This is a genomic window from Labilithrix luteola (assembly GCF_001263205.1).
Lineage (GTDB): Bacteria > Myxococcota_A > Polyangia > Polyangiales > Polyangiaceae > Labilithrix > Labilithrix luteola.
This window is the reverse complement of sequence record NZ_CP012333.1, coordinates 11,271,585-11,291,258: the sequence shown is the minus strand read 5'-3', so window position 1 is coordinate 11,291,258 and position 19,674 is coordinate 11,271,585. Positions and strand designations below refer to the sequence as shown.

At 64.3% G+C, this 19,674-nt stretch carries 19 protein-coding genes; 13 read left to right on the top strand and 6 right to left on the bottom strand.

Annotated elements, in window-relative coordinates; genetic code table 11:
• The first annotated feature begins 38 nt into the window (after positions 1 to 38).
• Both AKJ09_RS48590 and AKJ09_RS48585 read left to right on the top strand, forming a co-directional pair.
• The gene (locus AKJ09_RS48590; protein WP_146656301.1) at positions 39 to 419 is read left to right on the top strand and encodes a DoxX family protein; all 381 of its coding nucleotides are present in this window, start codon (positions 39 to 41) and stop codon (positions 417 to 419) included.
• A gap of 81 nt (positions 420 to 500) precedes the next feature.
• Positions 501 to 1,211: a hypothetical protein gene (locus AKJ09_RS48585; RefSeq protein ID WP_146654680.1), complete on the top strand. Its 711-nt coding sequence runs from the start codon at positions 501 to 503 to the stop codon at positions 1,209 to 1,211.
• 6 nt (positions 1,212 to 1,217) lie between these two features.
• Here AKJ09_RS48585 and AKJ09_RS48580 read toward each other — a convergent pair whose 3' ends face one another.
• On the bottom strand, positions 1,218 to 1,751 hold the full coding sequence (locus AKJ09_RS48580; protein ID WP_146654679.1) for a hypothetical protein: 534 nt from the start codon (positions 1,749 to 1,751) through the stop codon (positions 1,218 to 1,220).
• A gap of 103 nt (positions 1,752 to 1,854) precedes the next feature.
• Complete coding sequence (locus tag AKJ09_RS48575; RefSeq protein WP_146654678.1) at positions 1,855 to 2,853, bottom strand: LLM class flavin-dependent oxidoreductase; 999 nt, start codon at positions 2,851 to 2,853, stop codon at positions 1,855 to 1,857.
• Between the two features lie 363 nt (positions 2,854 to 3,216).
• Here AKJ09_RS48575 and AKJ09_RS48570 point away from each other — a divergent pair, with 363 nt between their 5' ends.
• The 4 genes from AKJ09_RS48570 (at position 3,217) to ppk2 (ending at position 6,797) form a co-directional block, all read left to right on the top strand.
• Entirely contained in the window at positions 3,217 to 3,741 is a 525-nt protein-coding gene (locus tag AKJ09_RS48570) for a hypothetical protein (RefSeq protein WP_146654677.1), read from the top strand.
• A gap of 113 nt (positions 3,742 to 3,854) precedes the next feature.
• Positions 3,855 to 4,454, top strand: a complete 600-nt coding sequence (locus AKJ09_RS48565) for a TetR/AcrR family transcriptional regulator (RefSeq protein ID WP_146654676.1) — start codon at positions 3,855 to 3,857, stop codon at positions 4,452 to 4,454.
• On the top strand, positions 4,451 to 5,707 hold the full coding sequence (fabF, locus tag AKJ09_RS48560) for a beta-ketoacyl-ACP synthase II (RefSeq protein WP_146654675.1): 1,257 nt from the start codon (positions 4,451 to 4,453) through the stop codon (positions 5,705 to 5,707). The genes AKJ09_RS48565 and fabF overlap by 4 nt, the downstream gene beginning before the upstream one ends.
• 196 nt (positions 5,708 to 5,903) lie before the next feature.
• The gene (ppk2, locus tag AKJ09_RS48555; protein ID WP_146656299.1) at positions 5,904 to 6,797 is read left to right on the top strand and encodes a polyphosphate kinase 2; all 894 of its coding nucleotides are present in this window, start codon (positions 5,904 to 5,906) and stop codon (positions 6,795 to 6,797) included.
• A 7-nt stretch (positions 6,798 to 6,804) separates the two neighbouring features.
• Here ppk2 and AKJ09_RS48550 read toward each other — a convergent pair whose 3' ends face one another.
• Positions 6,805 to 7,728: a LysR family transcriptional regulator gene (locus tag AKJ09_RS48550; RefSeq protein WP_146654674.1), complete on the bottom strand. Its 924-nt coding sequence runs from the start codon at positions 7,726 to 7,728 to the stop codon at positions 6,805 to 6,807.
• Between the two features lie 83 nt (positions 7,729 to 7,811).
• On the opposite strand from AKJ09_RS48550, the gene AKJ09_RS48545 reads away from it, so the two are divergent.
• The 5 genes from AKJ09_RS48545 (at position 7,812) to AKJ09_RS48525 (ending at position 12,664) form a co-directional block, all read left to right on the top strand.
• Positions 7,812 to 8,447 carry a pyridoxamine 5'-phosphate oxidase family protein gene (locus AKJ09_RS48545; RefSeq protein ID WP_240488885.1) on the top strand — a complete coding sequence of 212 codons (636 nt, stop codon included), beginning with the start codon at positions 7,812 to 7,814 and terminating at the stop codon, positions 8,445 to 8,447.
• A 421-nt stretch (positions 8,448 to 8,868) separates the two neighbouring features.
• Positions 8,869 to 9,174 carry a hypothetical protein gene (locus tag AKJ09_RS48540; RefSeq protein ID WP_146654673.1) on the top strand — a complete coding sequence of 102 codons (306 nt, stop codon included), beginning with the start codon at positions 8,869 to 8,871 and terminating at the stop codon, positions 9,172 to 9,174.
• Between the two features lie 126 nt (positions 9,175 to 9,300).
• Complete coding sequence (locus AKJ09_RS48535) at positions 9,301 to 10,662, top strand: sensor histidine kinase (RefSeq protein ID WP_146654672.1); 1,362 nt, start codon at positions 9,301 to 9,303, stop codon at positions 10,660 to 10,662.
• A gap of 44 nt (positions 10,663 to 10,706) precedes the next feature.
• Positions 10,707 to 11,279: a hypothetical protein gene (locus AKJ09_RS48530; protein WP_146654671.1), complete on the top strand. Its 573-nt coding sequence runs from the start codon at positions 10,707 to 10,709 to the stop codon at positions 11,277 to 11,279.
• Positions 11,276 to 12,664 (top strand): serine/threonine-protein kinase, encoded by a 1,389-nt coding sequence (locus AKJ09_RS48525; RefSeq protein WP_146654670.1) that lies wholly within the window; start codon positions 11,276 to 11,278, stop codon positions 12,662 to 12,664. The genes AKJ09_RS48530 and AKJ09_RS48525 overlap by 4 nt, the downstream gene beginning before the upstream one ends.
• Here the strand turns inward: AKJ09_RS48525 and AKJ09_RS48520 are convergent.
• The 3 genes from AKJ09_RS48520 to AKJ09_RS48510 all read right to left on the bottom strand — a co-directional run bounded on the left by AKJ09_RS48520 (position 12,661) and on the right by AKJ09_RS48510 (position 16,809).
• On the bottom strand, positions 12,661 to 13,254 hold the full coding sequence (locus AKJ09_RS48520) for a 50S ribosomal protein L11 methyltransferase (protein WP_146654669.1): 594 nt from the start codon (positions 13,252 to 13,254) through the stop codon (positions 12,661 to 12,663). The genes AKJ09_RS48525 and AKJ09_RS48520 overlap by 4 nt on opposite strands.
• 51 nt (positions 13,255 to 13,305) lie before the next feature.
• A complete protein-coding gene (locus AKJ09_RS48515) occupies positions 13,306 to 14,343 on the bottom strand; it encodes an alcohol dehydrogenase catalytic domain-containing protein (RefSeq protein WP_205633992.1) in 1,038 nt (345 codons plus the stop codon).
• Positions 14,344 to 15,003: 660 nt separating this feature from the next.
• Positions 15,004 to 16,809, bottom strand: a complete 1,806-nt coding sequence (locus AKJ09_RS48510; RefSeq protein WP_146654668.1) for a GmrSD restriction endonuclease domain-containing protein — start codon at positions 16,807 to 16,809, stop codon at positions 15,004 to 15,006.
• A 519-nt stretch (positions 16,810 to 17,328) separates the two neighbouring features.
• On the opposite strand from AKJ09_RS48510, the gene AKJ09_RS48505 reads away from it, so the two are divergent.
• Together AKJ09_RS48505 and AKJ09_RS48500 are read left to right on the top strand one after the other, a co-directional pair.
• Positions 17,329 to 19,077 (top strand): glycoside hydrolase family 44 protein, encoded by a 1,749-nt coding sequence (locus tag AKJ09_RS48505; RefSeq protein ID WP_169928566.1) that lies wholly within the window; start codon positions 17,329 to 17,331, stop codon positions 19,075 to 19,077.
• 99 nt (positions 19,078 to 19,176) lie between these two features.
• Complete coding sequence (locus AKJ09_RS48500; RefSeq protein WP_146654666.1) at positions 19,177 to 19,668, top strand: hypothetical protein; 492 nt, start codon at positions 19,177 to 19,179, stop codon at positions 19,666 to 19,668.
• Positions 19,669 to 19,674 lie beyond the last annotated feature (6 nt).

The following is a 19,674-nucleotide window of genomic DNA, read 5'->3' as shown; positions in this document are numbered from 1 at the left end:
CGCTGACGAGCCGTCGGACACGGCCGTCGAAGGAGGCGATCGTGAAACGACGGGTCATCGGATACTGGGTTGCAACGGCCATCATCGCGTTCGTGTTCGCCAGCGGAGGGCTGGCGCAACTGGTGCAGCGGCAGGAGAACGTCGAGGGCCTGACGCATCTGGGCTACCCCGTGTACGTCGCGACCATCCTGGGCGGGTGGAAGCTACTCGGCGCCGTGGCCCTGCTCGTTCCTGGCTTTCCTCGACTCAAGGAGTGGGCCTATGCAGGGATGGTGTTCGAATTGACGGGCGCGTCAGCGTCACAGGCATTCGCTGGCGATGGCGCGGGCCACGTGGTGGCGCCGCTCGTCCTCACCGCCATCGTGTTTGCGTCGTGGGCGCTGCGGCCGGAGAGTCGGATGATGAAGCGCGCAACGTGATCTCGGCGCCAATGCGCAACGAACGCAAGAAGTCGCCTCGAGGCTTGCGGTGTTTGGTGCGCTCGCTACGCTTCTCGGGCGATGCATCCCTACGGCCCGCCGCCTCCGTCGCCATACTCCCCGTCTCCGTACGGACAGCAGCCATCGTATGGCCAGCAAGCACCGATGGTGTATGGCCCGCCGCCGATGGCCGGAGGCATGTATCGCGAGAACGTCTTCGTCCCACCGGGGCAGACGCGCGCGGGCACCGTTCCGTCGCCTTGGATCCGCAACGTGAGGCTCGGTGGCGGCGTCCTCCAGGTTCTGGCGCTCGTGGGCTTCGTCGCCGGCCTGATCGTGTCGGCGAGCGGCGACACGAAAGCGGGCGAGATGGATCCTGCGGCGGCCGTTGCCGTCGGCCTCATGGGTCTCTGGTACGTCCTGCTGCTCGCGACCAGCATCTTGAACTTGGTGTGGATCTACCAATTCTGGTCGTGGGTCCCGCCGGAGCAGCGCCATACGAAGATGTGGAAGAAGTACATCTCGCCGGGGCAGGCGCTCGGCTTCTTGTTCATCCCGTACTTCAACATTTACTGGATGTTCGTCATGTTCCTCGGCATCCACGACGTGCTCGATCGCATGCGCGTCGCGTATCCCACGCGGGAAGTTCCCTCGAAGCCGCTCGCGCTGATGGCGCTCATCGTGCCCTTCGTGTTCTTCCCTGCGGCGCCGTTCGTCCAGTTCTTCTTCGAGAAGCACGCCGAGCGAATCGCCCACGAGATGCAGCCGCGCATGCCCATCGGAATGGGCTGACCGCGCTCACCGATTTTCGAAAGCGGGCGGCTGAGCGGCCCATTCTTGGCGACGGCTCTCGTCGCCGGCGACAGGCCAGGGGCGGCGTAGAAGTTGGAACGTCACGTAGTGGGTGACGAGCAACATCGGCACCCAAAACGCCGGGATCCAGTACGCCGGGCCCATGTACTTCGGCGCTCCCGAGACGGTCGCGGTCGTGATGGCCACGACGAGGTCGAGCGTGCCGACGACGTTGAACACCGTGACGAGGGCCTTTGCCGAGCGCGCACGGCGGAGCACCGCCGGAAGTGCTGCCAGTGCGAGCAGTGAGGTGAGAAGGTCACCGAACGCAGCGGGACGAGCGAACATGACCGGCAGCCCCGGGTAGGTCGCGCCCGGCGCCAGGAACATGAGGCCCAGGTGACGCATGGCGTGGAGCAAGAGAATCGGCACGAGCACGGCTCGCGGATCCATGCGTCCGATGCGAGGCGTCACATAGAGCCGTGCCGCGATCGCGAACACGAGAGTGCTCAAGACGAGGTTGACGGTGAGGACGTTCACGCGTCGCAGCGTGCAACGAATACGCCAACGAACACGCCACGCGCCGGCCTGGGATGGAGCGGGGAGCGGGGGAGCGGGGGAGCGGGGGAGCGGGGCAGTCGTCTCAGGTGCTGCGCGGCGCTTGTCCCCACAGATCGGCGAGAATCTCGTACGACCGCTTGCGTGCGTCGTGATCGAAGACGCTCGTCACCACCATGACCTCGTCGGCCTTGGTCTCTTCGACGAAGCGCTCGAGCCCGGCGCGGACCGTCTGCGGCGAGCCGACGATGGCGTGCTTCAACATGCTGGATGCCGCGATCTTCTCGGCGGGCGTCCAGTACGTATCGATGTCGTCGATGGGGGGCTTCTGCAGCCCTCGCGTGCCGCGATGCAAATCGGTGAAGGCCTGCTGAAGCGTGGTGAAGAGGCGCTGTGCTTCGCGGTCCGTCTCGGCAACGACCACGTTCACACCCACCATGGCGTGCGGTCGTTCGGATTGTTCGGAGGCCTGGAAGCGGGCGCGATACGCGGCGAGCGCATCGTGCAACGCGGCGGGCGCGAAGTGCGAAGCGAAGGCGTACGGGAGGCCGAGGTGAGCCGCCAGCTGGGCGCCGAACATGCTCGAGCCGAGGATCCAGAGCGGTACGCGAAGGCCCGCACCGGGCACGGCCTGGATGCGCTGGCCCGCGCGTACGGGAGCGAAGAGCGCCTGCAGCTCCTTCACGTCCTGCGGGAAATCATCGGCCGCGCGGGGATCGCGGCGCATGGCGTGGATGGTCAGCTGGTCGGTGCCGGGCGCACGACCGAGGCCGAGATCGATGCGGCCAGGATAGAGCGACTCGAGTGTTCCGAACTGCTCGGCGACCTGCAGGGGTGAGTGGTTCGGCAGCATGATGCCGCCCGCGCCCACGCGAATCGTCGTGGTGCCGCCGGCGAGGAACCCGATGACCACCGACGTTGCCGCGCTGGCGATGCCGGTCATGTTGTGGTGCTCGGCGACCCAATAGCGCGTGTAGCCCAACCGTTCCGCGTGCCGCACGAGGTCGAGGCTGCACTGCAGCGCCTCCCGTGGCGTGGAGCCCTGAATGACGGGAACGAGGTCGAGAATCGAAAGCGGAACCATGGTGCTTGGTGTGCTTGGTGTGCTTGGTGCTGGTGGGCGCCGAAGGGACGGCACGTAGGCGCTCTGATGCCACGGTGCCACGGAACGTTCTCCGGTTCTACGGGTCGGGCTCCGGCTCCCACGAGCTCGCCCCGTCGTCGGCGCTGGGCCCCGCCACGTCGTCGATGGTCACGTTCACGAGCGTGTCACCTCCCACGGCGCCCGCTCCAGAGCTCGTCGGAGCTCTCCAGAAGAGTCATCGCGAGAAGGTCGGACATCGTCGTCGAGTCACGTGCAGGGTAGCCGAAAACCGGGTAATCGCAGTCGTTCGTGCGGCCGGGAGCGTGAATATCGGGATACTTTCGTCGTCAGACACGGACTCCCATGAACGACGTCATTCGCAAAGCCATCGATCCGAGCCGTCTCGCCGGAGCTGCTTTTACCGCGCTATTGGGGTTTGCTGCGATCGGTGCGTCGGCCATAGGTATGCGGTTCGCGTATCGCAATCTGGCTCTGCCTGAGTGGGCGGTCTACGCGTTCGGTGCGCTGCTCGTGATCATCGGTGTGTTCAATGCCACGAAGGCATTCAAGGCGCTTCAATGCGCGGCGTGCACCAAGACTCTGGAAGAGGGCCGCGTGATTTTCCCCGGAGACGGCGAGCGCGAAGGCCGCGTACTGCAAGCCGTGAAGGCCGCTGACATCGCGGGCCTGCGCAGCGTGCTGCACACGAGCGAAGATTGGAGTCTCAACCTCCAGATGCACTTCTGCGATGCCTGTCAGAAGGTGGCGAGCGTCACGCTCTTGAAGGACGACAAGGCGAAGCTCGTCGACGGTCAGATCTGGACTGGCGCGACGGCAGGCCAGGCCATCGCTCTGCTGAAGGAGCACGGCAAGATGGAAGACGACTGAACCAGCGTCGCTGACGCGTCGCTGACCATCCCGAAGCACGAAGATCGTCGAGCGGAGCGGGCAATTCATCGCTCCGCTTGACGTTTGCCCGATAGCATGATGATCGTCATGCAATGGCGCGGTACCCGGCAGGGCACAAGGAAGAGGTTCGTCAGCGCATCGTCGACGAGGCCGCCGCCGCGTATCGCGAGCGCGGGCTCGAAGGGATCGGCATCCAGTCGCTCATGCGTCGTCTCGGGCTGACGCACGGCGGCTTCTACGTGCATTTTCCCGATCGCGAGGCGCTCGTCGTCGCCGCCCTCGCGCGCGCCGGAGAGCAGGCCGTTCCTCGCTTTCGCTCGGACGCGCGAGGAAACGCCGTGTCCTTCACCGAGTTCACGAAGCGCTACCTGAGCCCGGATCACCGCGACCATCCAGGGGAAGGTTGCACGATCGCGACGTTGGCGCCGGAGGCCTCCCGTCAGTCGTCGACGATTCAAGGCGCGATCGCGAGCGCCACCAACAAATTCCTGGAGAACGTCGGTCGCACGCTCGACGAGGACAACGACGCCGAGCGTCCTTTGCGCCTCACCGATCGCGCGATCGCAGTGGGGTGCGTGCTCATCGGCTCGCTCGTGCTCGCCCGTGCGCTCGGCGATACACCGAATTCGGCGCGTGTTCTGGCGGTCGGCAGACGAATTGCTCGATCGCTGCAGTCGGAGGAAATTCAATGAGACGTGTCGTCGTCACCGGTATGGGAGTCGTGTCACCGCTCGGCGTCGGAGTCGAACGGAGCTGGAAGGCGCTCGTTGCCGGCCAATCGGGCATTCGCCGCATCGAGAGTTTCGACGTCAGCGACATTCCCACCAAGATCGCCGGCCAGGTTCCGCGCGGTGAAGGAGACGGGGAATTCAATCCGCTCGCCCTCGCACCCGCGAAGGAGCTGCGCCGATTGAGCGACTTCATCCTCTTTGCGATGGCCGCCGCCTCGGAGGCCGTGAATCACGCCGGCTGGAAGCCGACGGACGAGTCCGAGCTCGAACGCACCGGCGTCCTGATCGGTTCGGGGATCGGCGGTGTCTCGTTGATCGCCGAGAACGCCATCAAGCTCGAAAAGGACGGTCCGCGTCGTATCTCGCCTTATTTCATTCCAGCGAGCCTCGTCAACGAGGCGTCCGGTGTGGTGTCGATCGAACACGGATTTCGCGGACCGAATCACTCGGTCGTCACCGCGTGTGCCACGGGCGCTCACGCGCTGGGGGATGCCGCGCGCCTCATTGCGCTCGGCGACGCAGACGTGATGGTCGCCGGCGGCACCGAGGCAGCGACCTGTCGACTCACGCTCGCGGGATTCTCACTCATGCGCGCAATCTCGACCTCGTTCAACGATCGTCCCAGCGAAGCGTCGCGACCGTGGGACCGTGACCGCGATGGTTTCGTCATCGGCGAAGGTGCCGGCATGGTGGTGCTCGAAGAGCTCGAACACGCGCGCAAGCGTGGCGCGAACATCCTCGCAGAGCTCACCGGGTACGGGCTCTCTGGTGACGCTCACCACGTCAGCGCGCCTGATCCCCATGGCGACGGCGCCCGTCGTGCGATGAAAGCGGCCCTCGAGCGCGCTCGTCTCTCGCCCGACGCCATCGACTACGTGAATGCACACGCGACCTCCACGCCCGTCGGTGATCCGGTGGAGATCGAGGCGGTGAAGGCACTCTTCGGCGGTCACGCGCGCACGCTCTCGATGTCGTCGACGAAGTCGGCCACGGGCCACTTGCTCGGCGCCGCAGGGGCGGTGGAGGCCATCTTTGCCATCATGGCCATGCGCGAAGGGGTCGTGCCGCCCACTCTGAATCTCCACTCCCCCGACGACGGCTGCGATCTCGATCTCGTGCCTCGCGAGGCGAAGAAGCGGATCGTGCGCAACGTGCTGTCGAACTCCTTCGGCTTCGGTGGAACGAACGCCGCCGTCGTGTTCAGCCGCGTCTGACGCTGCTGTCGAACTGAAGCTCGCCAATCTCGTCTGCGAATGAGCCTGGCGGCGGCGCGCTTCTCGGCCCGGCGTTAGCTTCCTTCCACGTGTCCACGAGGCGCGGACGAAGAGAGGTCGAGCCATGAGCAAGGTGGAGTTCAATCGTCCCGAGGGGTACGTCGGTGAGCTGAGCCCAGCGGCCAAACAGCAGGCGATGGAGGACCGCATTCGCCGCGAGCGCGAGGACAGCTTCGACGAAGAGCTGGAAATGGAGCTCGACGATGACCGTCTCGACAAGCTCTTGGACGAGGGGGCGCGAGTGCCCGAGGGGCCCCAACTCGAGCGGCGCGTCTACTTCCGCGAGCTGCTCCGCCTGCAGGCCGAGCTCGTGAAGTTCCAAGACTGGGTCGTCGACAACCGCCAAAAGGTCGTGGTGATCTTCGAAGGACGCGACGCCGCGGGAAAGGGCGGCGTCATCAAGCGCATCACGCAGCGAATGAATCCTCGCATCTGCCGCGTGGCGGCCTTGCCCGCTCCCACCGAACGAGAGCGGACCCAGTGGTACTTCCAGCGCTACGTCAGCCATCTGCCCGCGGCAGGAGAAATCGTCCTCTTCGACCGTAGTTGGTACAACCGCGCCGGGGTCGAGCGGGTGATGGGCTTCTCGACCGAAGATCAGGTGGAGGAGTTCTTTCGTTCCGTACCGGAGCTCGAGAAGATGTTCGTTCGATCGGGCATCTCCCTCGTCAAATACTGGTTTTCGATCACTGACGAGGAGCAAGAGTTTCGCTTCACGATGCGCATTCGGGATCCGCTCAAGCAGTGGAAATTGAGCCCAATGGACCTCGAATCGCGTCGTCGTTGGGAGCAATACACGAAGGCGAAAGAGGCGATGTTCGCTCGCACGAACATCCCGGAGGCGCCTTGGTACGTGGTGGAAGGGGACGACAAGAAGCGCGCCCGCCTCAACTGCATCCACCACCTCCTTTCGCTCTTTCCGTACGAGGAGGTGGAGCGCGAGCCGATCGTGCTGCCCGCGCGCGTCCACGATCCCGCCTACGCTCGGCGCGAGCTTCCCGACAATCTCTACGTTCCCGAGATCTACTGAACGGAGCTCAGCGTGAACGACCCGTGCCGCTCGGTCGGAGGACGCCGCGCAAGATGGGAACGGCGTGGTCGACGAAGGCCCGGACCTTTGCGGCCGCCGCACGGGAGGTGAGATAGACGACGTGAACGGGCAGGGGAGCGAGCTCGAAGGGTTTGAGCAAGCGAACGAGGCGCCCTCTCCGGAGCTCGTCTTCGACCTGATACGAGAGGACGTTCGTGATGCCTCGCCCGTCGACGGCCGAAGCGATGGCCACATCGGCGCTGTTGACGGTCAAGCGCGGCTTGATTCTCACGTGACGCGGTCGCCCGCCTGCACCTCCCGCGAAGGGCCACGTGTCGCTCGACACGACTTGCGAGAACGCGATGCATGCGTGCTCGCTCAGGTCCGAGGGCGTCTTGGGCGCCTTTCGACGAGCGAGGTAATCGGGGCTCGCGCACACGACGCGGCGGACTTCGCCCACCATGACGGCCACGAGCGAGGAGTCAGGCAGGTGGGCGATGCGAATGGCGACGTCGATACCCTCGTCGACCACGTTGACGACCCGATCGAGCAAGAAGAGGCGAGCCTGGACGTCGCCGTACGCATCGAGGAAGCTGTCCACGAGCGGCCGCACGTGGAGGCGTCCGAAGGTTACGGGGGCCGTGACGGAGAGCACTCCTTTCGGCGCGACGCGTTCGCCGGAGGCGAGTCGCTCGGACTCGGTCAGGTCACCGAGGATGCGCCGGCAATCGGCGAGGTAACGTTCCCCTGTCTCGGTGAGCTTCACCATGCGCGTGGTGCGCTGGAAGAGCCGAACGCCGAGGCGCTCTTCCAGGAACGCCACCGCGCGCGTGATCGACGCGGGAGAGCGCCCGAGCTGGCGCGCAGCGGAGGAGAAGCCGCCGGCGTCGACCACGGCGACGAAGGCGTTCATGGCGTCGATCCGGTCCACGACATTCTTTCATAGCCTGCAAAGATGAATTGCGCGATGCGCTAATTGTTTCATGGCCCTCGAGGTCGCACCTTTGACGCCCCATGATGTCGAAGACGTCGAAGCGGCCTGCCAGCGACGTGGCGTTCACGGAGACGGTCAAGGCCATCCAGGAGCGTCGTGGCTCCCGCGCCATGTACGAACGCGTGGAGCAGGGCGATGGTTGGCAGACCACCATCACGCCCGACCTCGAGAGCTTTCTCGCCGAGCGTGACAGCTTCTACGTCGCGACGGCGAATGCCGAAGGCCAGCCGTACATCCAGCACCGAGGCGGCCCCAAGGGATTCTTGCGCGCACTCGACGAGCACACGCTGGCCTTTGCCGACTTCGCTGGCAATCGGCAATACATCACCGTGGGGAACCTGGCCGACAACGATCGCGCGTTCATCTTCTCGATGGACTACGCGCATCGTCGTCGCGTCAAAATCTGGGGCCGCGCACGCGTGATCGAGGGGGACGAGGAGCTGACCAAGAAGCTCTCTCCGGCGAGTTACAAGGCGCGTATCGAGCGCGTCATCCTCTTCGACGTCACCGCCTGGGACGTGAACTGCCCGCAGCACATTCCCCAGAAGGTCGATGCGCGCGAAGCGGCGATCATCGTCATGAGCTTGCGCGACCGTATCGCCGAGCTCGAGGCGGAGAACGCAGAGCTCCGGCGGCGAGCGAGCGCGCCCTCGTAAGCGCGTTTCCTACTGCGGCGACCACTTGCACGGACCGTGAATTTCGGGGCCCACGATGGGCGAGGGCCCCGAAATCCACGGTCCTTTGCACAAGTCTGTCGCGATCTCCGTTGACTTTTCAATCAGCGCAACTGCGTTGCGCTGTGGCACCGAAAGCGCGAGCGGACGCCAAGGAATCGTTCGCTCGTGCGAGATGGCCCAGCACGTGCGTAGTCGCGTCGCCTCGAACCACTCGAACCAAGGGAGGTCGGATGGCGATGCACGTTTTGGTCGCGAAGCTCGCGACGGTGTCCACGTGCGCGTTCGTGTTCGTCACGGCGTGCGGCGATGCGAGCGTACCGGGGCCATTCACGAGCGGAATCTCGCAAGCGCTGTCGAGCCGAGCGACGCGGTCGATCCTGGCTTCGGCTGGGAGCGTCCGATGACGGAACGAACGTCGGGAAGCGAGGTAGCGATCAGACTCGGGAACGCGAGCGCTGCCTTGGCTGGGCACACCCTGCATTCGATCGTGTCCGACCCGAGCGTGCGCGTGCGCGGTGACGACGAGGCCTGTTCGACGTGTCACGCGTGGGCGCCTTCCATCGACCGGGACGCGTTCTGCGCCCGCGTATCATCGTTTCTCGCGCAACCGACGTCCACGGGTGACGAGACGGATCCTCCGAATGCGAAGCCGGCAGTGCTCAAGGCTCTGCTCGAGCGATGGCAGGGGGCGGGATGTCCGAATTGAGCGAGCGTTGCTGGTTCTTCAGCGCCCCAGGTTGCATGTAAGCCCCCGCAATCGAAAATTCGAAGCTCGCGGTGCGAAGCGCTCGCCCGCGCTTGAGAAAGTTGCCTCGCGAGCCAATCTGACACGGTGGGTCGTCGGCCGTTCTCTCCAGCCAAGTGGCTCGCGTTCGTCGTGCCGCTCATCGTCGTCGTCTTCGTCGCGTCCCACGTCCTCAGCGTCTCGGCCGCGGGAGACCTGCGCGGCCACGCTGGGCGTATCGAGAGACTCGGCCGTCGCAGCCAGGCTCTCTCCCTGGTCCGTGGCGATCTCCATCGAATGGGAATGAGCTTGGGACAAGCCGAGCAAGGCGACCGCTTCGATCGCTCGCGCTTCGACGCCTTGCGCGCTTCGATGGATGCGAACCTCTTGCGGCTCCGTATCCAGACGGAACCGGCCGAACGCGAGCAATCCGCGCTCGAACGGGACGTCGAGCAGGATGTCCGTCGCGCCGAGGAGACGATGGAGCGTGTCGCTACGCTACTCGACGCAGGGGACGTGCGAGGCGCGACGCAGATTCCGAGCCGAAAGGCGGTCTTCGATGCCGAGGGCACGATCGAGCGACTCACCGCACGACAGCTGGAAGACGCCGAACGGGAGAGCGAGCGCATCGAAGACACCGACGGACGCATCAAGCGTGTCTCGACGGTGCTGGATGGGGTGGCGGCAGGATTCGCCAGCGTGCTCCTCGTGCTCGCCGTGAATGCCGCGCGCCGGCATGCGCGGCTCAGCGAACAGGCGAGTCGACTGGCGGAAGAGCGGGCCGCCGAGCTCGAGATCTTCGCCGGTCGCGTTGCCCATGATCTGCGAAACCCACTCGCGAACATCGCGCTACGCGCGGAGTCCGGGCAAAAGCGGTTTGCCGATCAGCCGAACGTGGTCGACGAATTCGCGAGAACGGCGAATACCGCCGATCGGATGGATCGCATCATCGACGGCCTCTTGGCCTTTGCCCGGGCCGGCGGTCATCCGGAGACGAATCCGAGCTCGGTGGTCTGCAACGTTCTCTCGGAGGTCGCGAACGACTTCGTCGTGGAGGCCGAGCGCGCGCACGTCGAGCTCGTCGTCGAGCCGTGCCCGGCGACGTTCGTGGCGTGTCCCGAAGGGCCGCTCTCGAGCATCGTCGGCAACCTGATGCGTAACGCCATCAAGTTCGTCGTCGACGGTCCGACGTCGGAGCGGCGCGTCGTGGTCCGGACTGCCTTGGTCGGCGATCGTGTTCGCATCCAGGTCGAAGATACCGGGCCCGGTATTCCGACGGGGATGGAGCAGACGATCTTCGAGCCCTTCGTTCGCGCGCCTATGAGCCGTGCCCGGCCCGGACTCGGGCTCGGCCTCGCCACGGTGAAGCGCCTCGTCGAAGCCTACCGGGGGACCGTCACCGTCCGCTCCGGCGCTGCCGGACTGGGAACCTGCTTCGAGGTGGAACTGCCGACGGCGACGGAAGCGTGATCTCGTCTATCTCACGAGCGTGGAAGACGGTAGATTGAGGCCTGATGTCGCGCATCGCGGAGGGGGCCACTCGGGACGCTCGTGAAGGGGCGCGTCCGAACCAGCTCGAGCTCACCGGGATCTTCCTTCGGTCGTTCGCAAACGCGTGCGTGAACCTCAAGGTGTTGTTCGGTGAGCAGGCGGACTCGCTGATCGCCTCCGAGCTCGGAGCCTGGTATCCGGCGCAGCGCTTTCTCGACGCCGTGCGCTCCATCGAGCGACGTTTTCCGAATCCCGAGCCGATCAAAGAACGCCTCGGTGTCGAAATGATGTCGCTCTGGTACGAGCATGGCCCGGGGCGAAGCATCGTGACGCGTGGTGTCGACTTTTTGGGCTTCCAGACGGGCTCGAACGGCTATCACAGTGTCGTGCGCGGGCCGGCCGCCGAGGTCGGGGACTTCTCGCTCGTCAGCCTCGACGAAAACGCAGGACGCGCCGAGGTCCACAGCACGACGACCTTCGATCGAACGATCGAACGTGGCGTTCTGATCGGCGGACTCATGCGCGCGGGCGATCTCTCTTACGTGGACGTCGACAACGCTGCCGACCCTTCCACGTTCCACATTCGCTTCAAATGAGCACGGACCCCAAAGGCGGAGCGCCGTCGCGCATCGCCCTCGATCCCGACGCGCTCTTCTCGAACGACGAGCCTCCGAGAGGCGCAGTTCTGGAGGGCGAGGCGCTCGAACAGGCATATTGGCGCATTCGAGGACGCGAGCGCGAGCTCGCACGCCAGCAGGCATTCTGGGCATCGACGAACGACGCGCTGGCCAATGCCTACGCCGAGCTCGAACGGAAGAGCGCCGAGCTCGATGCTGCGAGGCAGGAGCTCGTTCGACTCAACGAGGAGCTCGAGGCCCGGGTCGCGGCGCAAGTCTCGGAGATCGTCGCGCGCGCCCGCGAGGTCGATGTACTCAACGCACAACTCCGCATGCAAGTTCGCGAGCGGTCACACGAGCTCGCGGCGGCGCTCGAAAAGCTCGCCCAGAACGGCGGCAGCGCGGGGCTGCTCGCGAGCGGCGAAGAGATCGACGGACGCGTTCGAATCGTCTGCGAGCTCGGTCAAGGAGGCATGGGCGCCGTCTTCCTCGCCCAGGACCTTGCTTCCGAGCAGCTCGTGGCCGTGAAGGTGCTGAGCCCGAGAACACCGCCCACTCCGCAGCTGCTCCAGCGCTTTCTCGGAGAAGCTCGGGCCGCGGCGTCGGTTGCGCATCCGGCCATCATTCGAAGCCTGGCCATCGACCTCAGCGCGGATGGCCGCATCTACCAGATCCTCGAATACGTGCGCGGCAAGACACTCTCCGAGAGGCTCGAAGCCGGCCCCGGGGACCCTTCGGAGATCGCGCGTCTCGGCGCGGTCATCGCCGACGCGCTTGCGGCGGCGCACGAGCTTGGTGTCGTGCATCGCGACGTCAAGCCGTCGAACATTCTCCTTTGCCTCGAACCCCCGTGCGTGAAGGTATTCGATTTCGGTATCGCCAAGCTTCGTGACGGTGCCGACATCGGACAGGACTCACCTCGCGTGACGAGCACCGGGGAGCTCGTCGGAACGCCGGAGTACATCTCGCCCGAGCAGGTCTTCGACGCCTCGACGGTCGGTCCGCCGAGCGACGTCTACAGCCTCGGCATCGTCCTCTTCGAATGGCTCACGGGGAGGCGGCCGTTCGATGGCAACAACGCGACGAGCTACCTCCTCCAGCACGTGTCGGAGCGGCCGCCGTCGCTAGGTTCCGTCGTGCCTTCGGCACCTCCCTCCCTCGGGACCATCGTGGATCGATGCCTCGAGAAGCAGGCGAACGCACGGCCGACGGCCGCGGAGCTTGCCCGCGAGCTGGCGGCGATTGCCGACGCCCTCGAGGCACCGCCCGCCGCCACCCTGGTGCAGCGTGTCTTTTCCGCGCCGACGGCGGGCGTGGCGTTGTCGACGGCGCCGACGATGACCGAGCGCCGTAGTGTTCGCTAAGAGTCGCGCGACGGGCGCCAGACGAGCGCCCGCCACGCATCGCGTTCGAACACCTCGGGCCGTCGCCCGCGGAGCAAGGGCGAGTAACGCGCGATGATCGCCGGGACGTCGGTGGAGACGAGCCCCGAGAGGACGAGCGTTCCACCGGGAGCCATGCGGTCGACGATCTCCGTGGCCAGATCGAGCAGGATGCCGCGGAGGATGTTGGCGACCACGAACTCGAACGTGCCCTCGGGCCAGCTCGTGGTGAAGGTGGTCCGCGCTTCGACGTCGCTCAGCCGAGCGTTCTCGCGCGCGACGGCGTTCGCCTCGTCGTCGATTTCGACTCCGAACGTCGTTGCCCCGAGCTTCGCGGCTCCGATCGACAGGATGCCGGAGCCGCTGCCGACGTCGAAGAGGCGGAACTGCCTGCGCGGCGCGAAGACGGCGAGCGCCTGGAGACACATGCGCGTGGTTTCGTGACGGCCGTCGCCGAACGCACGGCTCTCGGTCAGGACGATCGTGCGAGCATCGACGGCATCGCTCCAGGGCGCGGTGACCACGCGGAAGCGCGGCGGTACGTCGACGACGATTGGACTTGGATCTGGCATGAGGACCGCTTCATCAAGCACACTTCGCCACCCGCCGTCGAGCGGGCGCGATCATGTACGATGTAGGACGAGCTTGGGCGCCGGAAGGATCCAGGCCTCAGGAGCGGCATCCCACGCAGCGATCGTGGTCGCGACAGGGGCAAGGTCGAGCAGGCCTCGAGCGGCGAGCGCGAGCGCAGCCGGGATCTCACGCCGCGCGTGGACCCGGCCGGTGACGAATGTGACGCCGCGAGTATACATCTCGAAGAGGGGGAGGGCGACGTCGGCGAAGTAGATGCCGACGCTCGTGCACGTGCCTTCCGGCTCGGTGCTTCCGAGGAGGAATCGGAGCCCCTCTTCGCGCGCGGTGGCGTCGACGGTGATGGGAAACCGTCCGAGGCGGAGGGCGGGCGTGCACTTCTCGCGAACGGCCTTCGCGCCGAGCTTCTCGGCAACGGCGGCACGCCCGTCGTTGGGATCCACGTACACCACGTTCGAGGCGCCGAGTGCGCGTGCCGCCGCGACCGCGTAGAGCCCGACGCTCGGCGCTCCGCCACCACCGACGAGCACGCTCGCGCCGGGATTGCGTGCGAGAGCCGCGGCGACGGTACGAAAGCCATCCACGGCGTTGTCACCGAGCGCGGCGGCGACGATCGGACTCACGCCGTCGGGCAGGCACACGAGCATCGCGTCCGCGTAAGGCACGCGCAGCACGTCCGAGATCGCGCCGCCGAACGCGGTTCCGCCACCCAAGGGCCCCAAGCCGTAGGCCGAGAGCTTCGGCACCGTGCGACACGATCCGGTGAACCCCTTCGTGCAGGCATCGCACGTTCCGCAGCTGATCTGGAACGGAACGATGACGCGCTGGCCGGGCACTACGCTTCGAACGGAATCTCCCACCTCGAGGACTTCGGCAATGCACTCGTGACCGAGCGGGAAGGGCCCAGTGACGGGAGCCTTGCCCTGCGTGAAGACGAAGTCGAGATCGCAACGAGAGACGGCGAGCGGTCGAACGAGCGCCTCACCAGGCCCTTCGAGCGTCGGCACACGCGCCTCGCGAAACTCGACTTTCCCGGCCTCTACGAAGGTTAGCTCGCGCATCGTTGCCATGGGCCGAATGTAACCGATGGTCACATCCGAGGCAACGATGCTCCGTTTGTCTCGAACGAGAGCCGCGGCTCGTAAGCTAGATAGCTCTCGAGCGGATCATCGACGGAGGACAAGGAGTGACGAACGAGCACGAAACCCACGTGCGGCGCGACCTCCACGGCGATGGAGCCGCGTTGTCCGAGATCGAGCGTCGCACGGAGCCGCGCCGCGTCGAGAGGGGCGCTTCCGAAGGAACGACCGTCGCGTCGCCGAGCGAGAGCCTCGAAAGCTCTGTCGCGAGGAGCATTCGAGGGACGACGTCCGCTGCCCCGAACGTGATGCCGTCAGGCTCGCGCCGACGTGGTTCAAGCTGGGCGGCGCCGTCGTTCGTGTGCTCGAAGACAATGGACACCGATAGTCGACGAGAGCACCGTCTCGTGCTTCGAGGCGACTGAGTGCGCGTTCTTCGTCGACGAACTCGAAGTACAGCGAATGATTCGCTTTCGTGAAGCGCGTCATGAACTGGCAGGCGGCTTCTCCGGCCGCGAACGCGGTTCCTCGGTCTTCGTAGGCTTCACACGTTCGATAGGCATCGCACAGTGTCCATCGCGTCGCCAGTAGTCCTCGCCGGTAGGAAGTCACACGGATCAACAGAGCCACCAACACACTCTAGGTTCGCTCCTACTCGGAGCGCATGAACTGAAGCGTTAGATCAACGACTTCCGCTGCGCTGAGTTTGTGGTTGTGCGGTCCTCGGCGAATCCAGATCTCTTTGTCGTATGCAACGGGCTCGCTTGTTGCACCGATCTCTATGACGATGACGGTCTTGTCGAAATATGATATCGCACGCAGTTTTTGCGATACTTGGTTCAATATTCCCTTCGGGAGGGGCTGGTTCGATAGCTGCTGAGTGAAGAACTGAATGTATCGATCTAGGCTTGGGAACTTCGCGCTCGATTCGTCGTCTACACCCGTTACATGGAAACCTTTGCAGTCGATGGGAGAGCTTCCGTAGATGTCGCCATGTCTCTTTGCGCTGGCCGGAGAATCCGCGACGCCGATGAGTACGTATCCCCGTGAATGGGGCCCTTGATTGGCGATTGCGGCGATTGTGCAGCCAATGCTTGCCATGGCATTCGCGTTGAAGGACTTTTCCGGAGTTAGATCGTGAACGCCAATCTTGAAGTCGTAGAGCGCGTTCTCCGTCTTCGATGCCTGTAGAATGTTCTCGAACTCCGTCACCCATGACTCGGTAGCCGGATCCGACGCGCGCCGTCTCGAGAATGCAGGCTGAATTCGTCCTGCTATGGTGTTGACCGTGTCCTGTCGCTGAACTGCGCTCCAGCTGCCACCTTCGCTGATGTTGATTGAGTTTCGTAAGCCGTCGAGAGCCTCAATGAGTTTCTTTGGTTTGCTGATCTTCATCCCGTCTTCATTGATTAACTTGTTGAAGGCGAGAAATACGGCTTGGTAGTAACGAGGAGCTCGGGCGGCCGAACCGCTCAGTATTAGTTCGTTAAAGGTGCGATTTGCTGATTCGAGGGCCGATCGGATCGCGTCATGAACGGCCAAGAATTCTCGACGTATTGCTGCCTCTCCGCGCTTCTTTGCGGCGGATTCGATCTCGCCGAACCGGTCCTTTGCCGCGCCGTCGTCTCCAGTGTCAACCCCGAAAAATGAATCGAGGACATCCGAGTTGGAGGATGGTTTGTCATCCATGATCATGAATGAGATGATGTCGGCGATTAGCTCTTCATCGCGTGAGTCGCGTACGTATTCACGTGTAAGGATCTTGTGCTTGACCCAGAAAAGATTCTCGACGTTGATGCCATAGGGTAGGTCCTTGTTCGTGATGCTTATTTCCTTCATTGCGCTGAGTCTAAGCCTATCCCGAGCCGAGACATCTCCCCTGATGTGCGTCGCCAGGTGTCGAACCTGCTGCGCGAATACGCCCGTGGCGCCTGCTTGTCGGAGCTCTTGCCTCGACAGATGGCGGCCGTTGGAGTTGATGCGGCGAAACACCTCGTCGATGTCTGCTTCCGACTGGAACCGGTATATGGAATTAGCTATCTCGTAGCTTACGATGCGCGCGCATTCTTGCTGGGAGAGTATCGGGGTCTTCTGGTGCATATGCCCCTGCGCCAGTGGCACATTTGTTTCTGGGATCGATTTTAGGTCGAAATAGCGGCCGTCTAGATCGAACTCGCCTTCGATGAACGAAGTGAGTGCGTTGAGCCGCTGTAGACCATCGATAATTTCAAAACAAGGTGAGCTGTCGAACGATGCTTCGCCGAGGAGGATGAGCGGAACGGGGAAGCCTTGGCGCAGCGAGTCAATGAACGCCCGCTTTTCCTCGATGGACCAAACTAGCTTTCGCTGGTAGCGACGGTTGACAATATACTGGCCTTGGACGTAGTTGCCGTAGATGCGTTGTACCGTCTCTCCTTTGATTGAGAGACTGGTTCGGGGAACTGAGGGGGACGCCATCAGGTCCCGATGTTACGTCAAACGACGCCGTGGAAAAGGGCCCTCTGGCCTTACGGCGGAGGCGGGGCATGGTTGGGGGATACCGACGTACAGCCTGTGGCCCTTGCGCGTGAGCGTAAGAGCTTCCTCGTGCTGCTCAGCCGGCGAACTTCTAACGCCAGCGAATCGCGCCCCGACCGTACCTCATTCGAGCATTGGAGCCGTCGTCCGTTGACGTGTGGCCGCCGGTGCTTCGGTTGTTGACATTTCGCTCGGTGCAGTCTTGGCAGCAGGTGCCTCAATTTGACCAGAGCCCGGATTGCGAATTGGATGGCGGCTTGCCGGACCTCGTTCCGGCCACGGATAGGCTCGGCGTTCCGGGACACGCGCGCTGAGACACTCGCGCCGCCTTCGTGTCGTCGAGGGCTGGAGTCCTCAATCCGATCGAGCGTGGCGTAGCGTCCGCGCCCAGGCCCACGGATTCGTGCACGCCGTTCGTGTCGAGGCGGAATCGATCCTTGCTTTTCGAACTGGCCCATCGTGTCGTGGGCTCGTATGGGATCGAAGTGGATTCGCCGTCGGACGCTCACTTGCATCGTCAGTCTTCCGCTCGTCGCCTTGCTCCTGCAGCACTGCGATGGTGACGCGGGCGACGATGCGAACGGCAACGGGGACCCGAATGGCGCGGGCACGACGGGAGGAGACTCGGGGACGTCGAACGACGGTGCCTCGGGCCCGACCTCGCCGCCGCCCACGCCTCCGCTGCCTTCGGCCGACGTGACCTTCACGATCGACGCGAGCGCCGGCCGCCATCCAATCTCGCCGTACATCTACGGCACGAACTACGAGACCAGCATGATGACCGGAATCGGTGCATTCCGGATGGGCGGCAATCGCTGGACGACCTACAACTGGGAAAACAACGCGACCAACGGCGGCAAGGACAACGGTAACGTCAGCGGGAATCGCGTCTGCGATCTCGTGGGATGTGGTGCCAAAAGCGAAGTTCCTGGGGAAGCCGTGCGCGTCGGTGTTCTTCTCGCGTATCAGTATGGCGCGGCACCGATCGTCACGATTCCGATTGTCGATTATGTCGCCGCCGACAAGCTCGATCCGCCGATTACGGCCCAAGCAAGCCCGTCGAATACGCGGTTTCGGCAAAACAAAGATCGTAAACCGGGAAATGTCTCCGCGCCGGTGGCGAGCCTGGGCGACAACTTCGTCTACCAAGACGAAGCCATCGACTTCTTCGAAGACACGTTCCAGAGCGACCTCGCTGCGGGGCGCAAGATCTTCTACATGCTGGACAACGAGCCGAGCATCTGGGACGGCACGCACGCCCTCATCCATCCTTCGGCCACGACGTATGCCGAGATGAAGGAGCGGACCATCCGCTTCGCGTCGATGATCAAGGAGCGCGCTCCCAAGGCGATGGTCTTCGGCCCGGTGGCTTATGGCTTCAACGAGATGATGAGCCTGCAGGACGCGCCCGACCGAAGCAACGGCGAGTACATGACCTGGTACTTGCAGGAGATGAAGAAGGCGGAGCAGTCGAATGGCAGGCGCCTCGTGGACGTGCTCGACATGCACTGGGGATCGGAAGCGCGGGGCGACGGCGTCCGCGTGCTCGACGAAACCGCGCAGCAGACGGCGGGCGTGATCGCTGCTCGCCTGCAGGCGCCACGTTCCCTCTGGGACCCCACGTACGAGGAGACGAGCTGGATCGTCGACGACTACTTGAAGGCGCCCATTCGATGGATTCCGCGTCTCCACGAGACCATCGACGCGAATTACCCCGGGACCAAGATCTCCTTCTCCGAATACAACCACGGCGGCGGCCAGATCATCTCGGGCGGCATCGCCGAGGCGGACGTTCTCGGTATCTTCGGTCGCGAAGACGTCTTCCTCGCGACCCACTGGGACCGTGAAGACTCGCCGTACATCTACGGCGCGATGAAGCTCTTCGTGAACTACGACGGCGCCGGAGGGCGCGTCGGCGACGTCAGTGTGTCAGCCACCACGTCGAACGTCGAGACCACGTCCGTCTATGCCATGCAGTCGTCGACGGACCCGAACAAATGCTACGTGGTCGCGTTGAACAAGACGACGTCGTCGTTGAGTACCAACGTGTACCTCTCGAACGCCGGCGACTACACGAAGGTCGCGCGCTACCAACTCGTCGACGGCACGCCGACGCCGCAAGCGCTCGGCGAGAGCTCCGTCACCGGGAGCGCGTTCAACTACACGATGCCGCCGATGAGCGTGACCACGTTCGTCCTGCTCCGCTGACTCGCACCGCTTCACCGAATGACTACTGCGGCGAGTTCCGCCGACAAAATGCAAGAAGTGCTCATTCGCGCGTGAGGCTACGTCGATATCTTCCGCGCGATGAGTCGCCGGACACTGCTTCTTCCTTTCCTCGTATCCGTCTTCGCGTCGCTCTTCTCGCTCGGCTCCGTGCTCGTTGCGTGCGACTCGAGCGACGCCGCGGCTCCGGGGTCCGAGTCGCCGCCTTCGACGCAGAGGGACGATGCGACCACGCGAGCCGACGCTCCCGTGTCGCCAACGGATGCGGGAACGACGTCGGACGCGAACGTCGAGGACACGGGGCACGGCGACCTCCCCGAGGCAAGGCCGAGCGAAACTTGCCAGGGCACCTGCGAGGGGAATTGCGCCGGCCGCTGCACCGCCACGGATGGTCCGGTTGTCTGCTACGGACGATGCGAAGGCGATTGCTCCGCGAGTCCTGACACGGGCGGCGGCCTCCAAGCCAACGGGACGTGCAAAGGGCTCTGCGACGGAACGTGCGTCTACCACGACGGCGGAGCGCGAACGTGCGAAGGCATCTGCACGGGAACGTGCGACGCCGAGTGCAAGTGATCGCGC